Annotated in this window: 9 protein-coding genes; all 9 read left to right on the plus strand. The window is 28.6% G+C overall.

The annotated features are described in order from the left end of the window. Positions 1–13 precede the first annotated feature (13 nt). The 9 genes from thiM (at position 14) to IC173_RS02900 (ending at position 8,848) form a co-directional block, all read left to right on the plus strand. A complete protein-coding gene (thiM, locus tag IC173_RS02860; RefSeq protein ID WP_227482389.1) occupies positions 14–805 on the plus strand; it encodes a hydroxyethylthiazole kinase in 792 nt (263 codons plus the stop codon). Between the two features lie 21 nt (positions 806–826). After that, on the plus strand, positions 827–1,459 hold the full coding sequence (thiE, locus tag IC173_RS02865; RefSeq protein ID WP_227855130.1) for a thiamine phosphate synthase: 633 nt from the start codon (positions 827–829) through the stop codon (positions 1,457–1,459). 136 nt (positions 1,460–1,595) lie between these two features. Further along, entirely contained in the window at positions 1,596–1,898 is a 303-nt protein-coding gene (locus IC173_RS02870; RefSeq protein ID WP_227433038.1) for a PTS sugar transporter subunit IIB, read from the plus strand. Between the two features lie 426 nt (positions 1,899–2,324). Next, complete coding sequence (locus tag IC173_RS02875; protein ID WP_227433040.1) at positions 2,325–5,081, plus strand: sigma 54-interacting transcriptional regulator; 2,757 nt, start codon at positions 2,325–2,327, stop codon at positions 5,079–5,081. Positions 5,082–5,213: 132 nt separating this feature from the next. After that, the gene (locus IC173_RS02880) at positions 5,214–5,693 is read left to right on the plus strand and encodes a PTS sugar transporter subunit IIB (RefSeq protein WP_227433042.1); all 480 of its coding nucleotides are present in this window, start codon (positions 5,214–5,216) and stop codon (positions 5,691–5,693) included. A 15-nt stretch (positions 5,694–5,708) separates the two neighbouring features. Further along, entirely contained in the window at positions 5,709–6,131 is a 423-nt protein-coding gene (locus IC173_RS02885; RefSeq protein ID WP_227433043.1) for a PTS sugar transporter subunit IIA, read from the plus strand. Positions 6,132–6,159: 28 nt separating this feature from the next. After that, entirely contained in the window at positions 6,160–6,951 is a 792-nt protein-coding gene (locus IC173_RS02890; RefSeq protein WP_227433045.1) for a PTS mannose/fructose/sorbose/N-acetylgalactosamine transporter subunit IIC, read from the plus strand. Further along, positions 6,944–7,744: a PTS system mannose/fructose/sorbose family transporter subunit IID gene (locus IC173_RS02895; RefSeq protein ID WP_227855131.1), complete on the plus strand. Its 801-nt coding sequence runs from the start codon at positions 6,944–6,946 to the stop codon at positions 7,742–7,744. Before IC173_RS02890 ends, IC173_RS02895 begins: the two co-directional genes overlap by 8 nt. 48 nt (positions 7,745–7,792) lie before the next feature. Further along, complete coding sequence (locus tag IC173_RS02900) at positions 7,793–8,848, plus strand: SIS domain-containing protein (protein WP_227482392.1); 1,056 nt, start codon at positions 7,793–7,795, stop codon at positions 8,846–8,848. Positions 8,849–8,990 lie beyond the last annotated feature (142 nt).

Consider the following 8,990-nt stretch of genomic DNA (forward strand, 5'->3'; position numbering starts at 1 on the left):
ATGGAGGTAGAATATGTATAATTTAATTGAAGATGTAAAAAAAGTAAACCCATTAGTAATTCACTATACTAATAATGTAACAATAAATGATTGTGCTAATGTAACTTTAGCTATAGGTGCAAGCCCTCTTATGAGTTTTTCATATGAGGAAGTAGAAGAAATGGTAAGTATAGCAAATGCTGTAGTTATAAATATAGGAACTATGAATTCAAATATATTAGATTTGTTTTTATTGGCTGGAAAGGCTGCAAATAAATACAATAAACCTGTTATCTTAGACCCAGTGGGAGTCTTTGCAAGTAAAGCCAGAGCAGAACTTACAAATAAGCTTTTAAATGAAGTTAAATTTGATGTGGTTAAAGGGAATATAGCAGAAATAAAATTTATAGGTGGCTTTGATGTAATGGGTAAAGGTGTAGATTCCTTTGATGATGAAGAAGATTCTACTGATATAATAAAAAAAGTTTCTGAAAAGCTTGAATGTATAGTTGCAGCAACTGGAAAAATAGATATAATAACTGATAGTAAGAATACATATAAAATAAATAATGGAACTGATAAATTAAAAGGTATTACAGGCACAGGGTGTATGACTGCTAGTTTGATTGCAAGTTTTATGGCTGTGACTAAAAATAAATTAGAAGCAGCTACAATGGGTGTACTTACAATGTCGTTAAGTGGGGAGCTGGCTAATTTAAATAATCCACCAATAGGTACATTTAAAGAAAATCTAATGAATTCTATTTATCAAATGGATGAAGAGATTATAAGTAAAAACTCTAATATTGAATTTTTAAATGAATAAATGGTCAACAGGAGGCTGTAAATGATAGATAAAGAATGTTTAAAAAAAGACTTAAAGTTATATTTAGTGACTGATTCTGAAATGCTAGAAGGTAGAGATTTTTATAAATGTATTGAAGATGCAATTGTTTCTGGAATAACAACGGTGCAACTCAGAGAAAAAAATGCTTCTGGAAAAGAATTTTTAAAAAAGGCTATGAAGCTAAGGGAAATAACTAGAAAACATGGTGTTAAGTTTATAATAAATGATAGAGTAGATATAGCAATTATTTGTGATGCAGATGGAGTGCATGTAGGACAGAGTGACATTGATGCAAAGGAAGTTAGAAAGCTTATAGGGAAAGATAAAATACTAGGTGTATCAGCAAGAACTTTAGAAGAAGCTATCTGTGCAAAAAATGATGGTGCAGACTATTTAGGTATAGGGTCTATATTTACAACATCTACCAAACTGGATGCTAAATCCGCATCATTTGAAACTGTCAAAGAAATTAAAGGAAAGATAGATATACCATTTGTATTGATTGGTGGGATAAAACTAGATAATGTAGATAAACTTAAGTGCTTAAATAGTGATGGATATGCTATAATATCTGCTGTATTAAAATCTGAAAATATTTCTGAAGAAGTAGAAAAGTGGACATTAAAAATATAAAATGAGTTATGGTAGTGAAAAAATTGGAAAAATTTGATATAATTTAAAAGTAAAATATAGGAAGTTATAAATGTAAACTTTTCTACATATACTTTTTAATCAAAATATATGTAGATTTGATTAAAAGGAGATATTAATGATTAGGATATTATTAGTGTGTGTTGGCGGTATGTCTTCTACTTTATTGGTAAATAAAATGGAGAAAGATGCAAAGAAAAGAGATATAGACTGTAAAATATGGGCAGTTGGAGAGGGAAATATAAAATCAGAACTTGGTAATTTTGATATTTTACTTCTTGGGCCACAGCTTAGATTTATGTTTGATGATGTAAAATCTATAGTTGGAGATAAAGCTCCAGTAGCTATAATAGATATGGTAAACTATGGTACTTGTAATGGTCATGCTGTATTAAATGCAGTACTAGAAATACTAAATTAAATTAATCACTGATAGTGAACTCTATGATATAGAGTTCACTTTTTATATTTTATAGTTCTTTTTCAAATTTTTTTATTTTCAACAAGGCTGATTTAAATTGTTCATCTTCATAGACTCTTAATATATAATTAACTTAGAAAAAAATTATTTCTAGAAAAAAATTAATAAAGGAGAATATAAGGTAGAGTTGTTTCTATATGTAAATTATTCCTAAATTTGCACTGATTATATACTTATCCATTTAGATTTTAATCTATTCAAAATACACTTCTATTTACTCGTTTATCAATTTATATGGTAATAATTGGATTTGATTGTATGAGATTAGTGCAGTACTATTTATTAGAATAAAAGAATATAATTTATTTTTTCACTAATATATAAAGGATATACTGGTATCATTGACATTTATATTGGAGGTTGATTATGAAGAATGAAATTTTACGTTTTATAAATGAAAAGGTATTATTTGACAATTTTGATGAACTTAAAAAACAAAGTGGTATAGTAACAGAAGATATAGTAAAAAAGTTTAATTTAAGTAGAACTCAATCAAGCAGATTATTAAATGATTTGGTAAAGTCTGATAATCTTATAAAGATAAATAGTAGACCTGTTATCTTTCTACCAAAAAATAAGATAAATGATGCAATAGGTCCTACGAAAAAAAGTATTTATGAAAGTGTTGATGAACTTAGTAATGAGTGTAAATTATTAAAGCAGGAGATTGTATTTAACAGTATTATAGGTCATGAAAGTAGCCTAAAAGAGGCAATAGAGCAAATAAAAACCGCTGTACTTTATCCAAATGATGGACTTACAATAATGCTAACAGGTGAAAGTGGTGTAGGTAAAACTTTTTTAGCGAAGGTAATATATAAGTATAGTGTAAGTAGTAATATATTAGAAAAAAATGCTCCATATAATGTACTAAACTGTGCACAGTACTATAATAATCCAGAGTTATTATCAAGTATACTATTTGGACATGTCAAGGGGGCTTATACTGGAGCAAATGAATCTAGAGCTGGGTTAATAGAGAAATCTGATGGTGGTATATTATTTTTAGATGAGGTACATAGATTAAACAGTGAAGGTCAGGAAAAGTTATTTACATTTATGGATACAGGTACATTTTCTAGAATTGGAGAGAATGGAGTAAATAGAAGTGCTAAGGTAAGGCTAGTATTTGCTACAACAGAAAGCTTATCTGAGTTTTTGCAGACTTTTTTAAGAAGAATACCTATAAATATTTATGTTCCTAATATAGAGGAAAGAGGAACTATTGAAAAAAGGAAGATTATAGAACATTTTATATATGAGGAAAGTAAGGTGCTTGGTTTACCTATAGAGATAACTCAAATTACATTAAATACGATTTTAAAGATAAAATTCAAAGGTAATATAGGTGAATGTAAAAATGTAATAAAATATGCATGTGGAAGGGCATATGCAAAAAACCAAAAAAGAAATGGAAATATTTTTGTTACACTTCAAGACCTTCCTAGAAATATTTATATAGAAAATGTAGATATATTTCAGTTCCAAAGTGCTAAAAGCAAAAGTATTGTGTTTTCTCCTAAACAATTTAATATTGAGACATCAGATGAAGGAAATAAAAGAAATATAATATATCAAAGCCTTACAAAGTGTTTAGATTATTTTGATAGACTAGAAAAAAAAGAAATAACAAAAGAGATATTTAGTGAAAAGAGCTCAAACTTAATGATTAGGTTAATGGATAACCTAGTTTTTTCAAATAATGATGAAAATAAAAATGTACTTATGGAGCTTATAATATCTATAATGCAGGATATATTTAGAAATTTAGAAGTTAACAACAATATAAAATATGATGGAAATAATGTATTAGCATTTTCTTCGTATCTTTATTTGAAGGATGAGTCTTATCAATTGTCTGATGAATGTAAAATCTTACAAAGTAAATTACTAACATATTTAAAGAAAGAAAATTACAAAGAATACTCTATAGTAAATAAAGTATCGACATTAATAGCAAATAGATTGGATATGTATCTTAATAATGTAGATATAATTATAATGATTATATTTATTAAGTCGACAGTTATAAGAATGAAGTCTAATAAAGTTAATGCAATGATTATAGCACATGGGTATGCTACTGCTAGTAGTATGGCAAATGTATGTAATCGTATGTTGGGTAAAAATGTATTTACAGCTATAGATATGCCTATAGATGCGACAATTGCTGATGTATCAAATCAAATGTCTAGATACTTGGAAGGAGATAGGATAAAAAATGGACTAGTTGTGTTATTTGATATGGGCTCTCTTAATCTGATATATGAAGATTTAAAAAGTAAAATAAGTAGTCCAATGTTGTTTATAGACCAAATATCCACTATTTTTGCACTAGAGGTAGGTAATTTATTAATGCAAGGTAAAAACATTGAAGATATAGCAGAAATTATGGATGAAGAAATTAAACCCAACATACAATTGTATTATCCTCAAAAAAATAAAGAGTATGCCATAGTATCTTCTTGTTTTACTGGGATAGGTACTGCTATAAAAATCCAACATCTACTTTCAGAAAGCTTAATGGGGATAGTTGATGTTAAGATAATACCGCACGATTATGAGAGTCTTGTTTCTATGGGAGATAAAGATCCACTTTTTAAAATGTATGATGTATTGGCCATAGTAGGAACTGCTAATCCAAATGTAAATGGAGTAGACTTCATACTACTAGAGGATATAATATCAGGAAAAGGAGAAGATGATGTCTTTAGAATATTTAGTAAAGTAGTAGAAAGTGAAAAAATCAAAAACATAAATGATTCTATCATAAAGAATTTTTCTTTGATTAGAGTAATAGATAGTCTGACTATTTTAGACTCAAAAAAAATAATAGAGAGAATAGAAGAAGGAATCAATGCTATAGAAAATAATCAAAAGAAAAAACTTCCTAATGATAAAAAAATTGCTTTATATGTTCACTTAAGTTGTATGATTGAAAGATTGGTTAGACAAGCTGAGATTGAAGAATATACTGATATGAATTTATTAATTAAAAACCATCACAGTGAAGTTAAACTAATAAAAAATGCATTTAGTGTGCTAGAAAAGAGCTATAGTGTGCAAATATCTATTTCAGAAATCGGATATATCTATAATATTATTTATGGTCCACTTCAGTAAAATACAGTATTAAAAAATAAATAAATAAAATTGAAAAAAAGTATGCCACTAGTTGGCATGCTTTTTGCTTTTATAAATAAACAAGAGGATAAAAAATAAAAATTTTAATATATAATGGAGGATTTGAGGAAAATGATATCTTTAATGAGGATTGATGACAGACTAATACATGGTCAGGTAGCATATGGATGGACAACATCATTAGGTATAAATGTAATATTAGTTGCAAATGATGAAGCAAAAAACGATCAAATGAAAGCCATGTCATTAAATTTAGCTAAGCCTAGCAATGTAACTTTATATATAAGGGGGGTAGAGGAATCTGGAGAAATAGTAGAAAAATTTGCTTCTTCAAAGAAAAGTAATGTATTAGTATTAGTAAAAAATACAAAAGATGCTTTAGATGTAGCTAAAAACTCAGGAGGAGTTTTAAAAGAAATAAATGTAGGTGGATTAAGATACGAGGAAGGAAAGAAGAAGCTGACAGACTTAGTTGCTGTTGATGATAATGATATAAACAATTTTAAAGAAATAACTGATTTAGGAATTGATATAGAATTTAGAATGTTACCTAGAGACAAAAAGAAAAAATTATCAGACTTAATAAAATAATTTGGGAGAAAGAAAATGAAAAATTTTTTAATTGCAACACATGGAGAATTATCTAAGGAGCTTGTTGAGACAAGTAAATTAATAATTGGTTCATTAAGTAATGTTGAGTACTTTTGTATGACAAAAGATAAATCAGCAGACGATGCTGAGAAAGAAATGATAAGTATATTATCAAATAACAAAAATAATGGAGAGCTTATCATACTAACAGATATATTTGGTGGAAGTGTAGCAAACATATGTACTAATTTACTTTTACAAGGGTTTAAATTTGAGTTATTGACAGGAGTAAATTTACCGATGCTTTTGGCTATTCTTTTATCAACAGAAGAGGATGCAAAGCTATTAGCTAAATCAGGTTTAGAGGAAGCGAGAAATGGAATAGTTCATGTAAATGAACTATTAGAAAATAAAAATGAAATCAAAAGTGTGATGTAATTAATGTAAATTAAGAGGGAGGTTCACTATGTTAGTACAAGCTATTATGTTAGCTATTATAGCAGGCTTTGGTATATTAGATGGACGTATATTTGGTCAGTCTATGTTTGATAGACCAATAGTTACAGGGGCATTAGTAGGATTAGTTTTAGGAGATATAAAGTCAGGAATTATGATTGGTGCACAACTTGAATTAATTTGGATGGGAATTGCAGGAATAGGTGCAGCTACTCCTCCAGATGTAGTAACAGGTGGTGTATTAGGTACAGCGTTTGCTATATTATCAGGAAATGGTGCAGAAGTTGCTCTAGCTGTAGCAGTGCCAGTAGCAGTTTTAGCACAATCTCTTGGAGTATTGGTTAGAATAGTAAACTCATATTTTTCTCAAAAGGCAGTTTTTTATGCTAAACAAGCTGACTTTAAAAAGGTTACTATAATGATGTGGATTCCAGTAGTATTATTCTTTTTAAGTACATCAGTTCCAACATTTTTAGCAATTATGATTGGTGCTGATAAAGTTACAACATTAATAAATGCAATACCTAAAGTTATATTAGATGGATTAGGTGTTGCAGGAACATTGTTACCAGCAGTAGGATTTGCACTACTTATGGATATGCTACTTTCAAAAAAGATGTCTGTATTTTTCTTTATAGGATTCCTCTTAGCATCTTATGTTGGACTAGATATAACTGCAATAGCGTTGTTTGGAGTCTGTGTAGCAGTTATATTAAACTTTTATATTAATAACAAAGAAAATAGTCAAAATCCTCAAGTAGCAACTAATATTTTAACGGAAGGAGAGATTGACTTTGAATAAACTAACAAAAAAAGAATTAAGAAGTATGTTTTGGCGTTCATTTGCTCTTCAAGGTGCGTTCAATTATGAAAGAATGCAAAACTTAGGTTATTGTTATGCAATGTTACCTGCAATAAAGAAGTTATATAATAAAAAAGAAAATCAAGCAAAAGCGATAGAAAGACACTTAGAAATTTTTAATACAACCACAGTAGTAGTTCCTGCTATATTAGGTATAACAGCAGCTATGGAAGAGGAGAATACTAATAATTCAGAATTTGATGAAAACTCAATCAGTGCTGTTAAAACAGCTCTTATGGGACCTCTTGCAGGAATTGGGGATTCACTATTTTGGGGAACATTTAGAATTATAGCTGCTGGAATAGGAGTATCACTTGCAAAAGAAGGAAATATATTTGGCCCGCTATTATTCTTACTGTTGTATAATATCCCAGCATTTGCTCTAAGAATACTTGGACTTAAATATGGATATAAAGTCGGAGTAAATTCACTTGAAAGAATACAAAGAGAAGGGCTTATGGAGAAAATAATGTCTATGGCTACAACTGTTGGTTTATTCGTTGTAGGAGGAATGGTTGCAACAATGTTGAGTATAACTACTCCACTAAAATTTAATTTAAATGGTGCAGAAGTGGTTTTACAAGATATATTAGATAAAATAATACCTAACATGTTACCTTTAGCTTTTGCATTTGTAATATATTACATGCTAAAGCGAAAGGTAAGTGTAACAAAGTTAACTCTAGGCATTATAGTGGGAGGAATTGCTTTACATGCAATAGGGTTATTATAGAAAGAAAATTATAATTTATTAAATATATGAATAAGGAAGGCATACAAAATGAGAATACAAGATTATATGTTAGAAACACCAGCAAAAATGAGAGAAATGATATCTAATGCAGATAGTTTATTTAATGAAATTAAGAAAGAAGATATAAAAAAGATTATAATAACAGGTTCAGGTACTAGTTATCACTCAGGATTGCAAGTACAACCATATTTGCAAAATTTATTAGACATAGATGTTGTAGAAAAGTATCCATTTATGATAACTGAAGATACATTTAAATTTGATAATAAAAATACCTTAGTGGTGGGAATATCTCAAGGTGGAAGTAGTTATTCTGCATATAATGCTATGAAGTTAGCTGAAGACAAGGGTTGTAAAATAGCATCTATGGCAGGCTGTAAAAATGCTCTAATAGATGAGATTTCTGACTATATATTAACAGTGAATTGTGGTGAAGAAAAATCTGGTGCTAAAACAAAAGGCTTTTATTGTACAAAGTTAAATTTAATGTTATTAGGTCTTCAAATAGCTAGAGAAAAGGGAATAATATCTAGTGAAAAGTACAATGAAGAGATAAATAAGATATTGGATGCAATAGATAGATTTGAATCAGTATATAAATCATCTGAGCAATGGATTGAAAGAAACAAAGAAAAGTTAGTTAACGCTAAAGAAATAAGAGTAGTAGGTCACTCTGATATATATGGAGATACATTAGAGTCAGCATTAAAATTATTAGAGACAATGAGAATTCCTGTAACTGGATATGAGTTTGAAGAGTTCATACATGGTGTATACAATGCTATAAATAGTGATTCTACTATATTTATACTAGATACAGGAAGAGAACCTAGAGTAACTAAGATGGTTGAAGTACTTTCTGGATGGACAGACAATGTATTTGTCATAGGTAGAGATGTTGCAGAAGAAGATAAAAATTTAAAGGCAGATATTATAGATAATCCTTACTATCAAACGTTTAACTTCATAGTACCTATACAATTGATATGTGGAGAAATACCTACATTAAGAGGTATAAACCCAAGTATTCCAAAAGATACTAAGTTCCACATGAAGTTAGGTAGTAAGAAGTTTAATAAGTAATTATACATATAAGTAGAGACTGTAAATTAATTTGTGCTTTTAAAGATAATTTCTACTTTATAGCAACAATTATTTATTTACTATTAATATTTCCCAATATATGAATTTTATTCTAATAAATTGTAAAAAATATATACTGGGA

The sequence above is a fragment of the Clostridioides sp. ES-S-0048-02 genome, assembly GCF_020658495.1.
Taxonomy (GTDB): Bacteria; Bacillota; Clostridia; order Peptostreptococcales; family Peptostreptococcaceae; genus Clostridioides.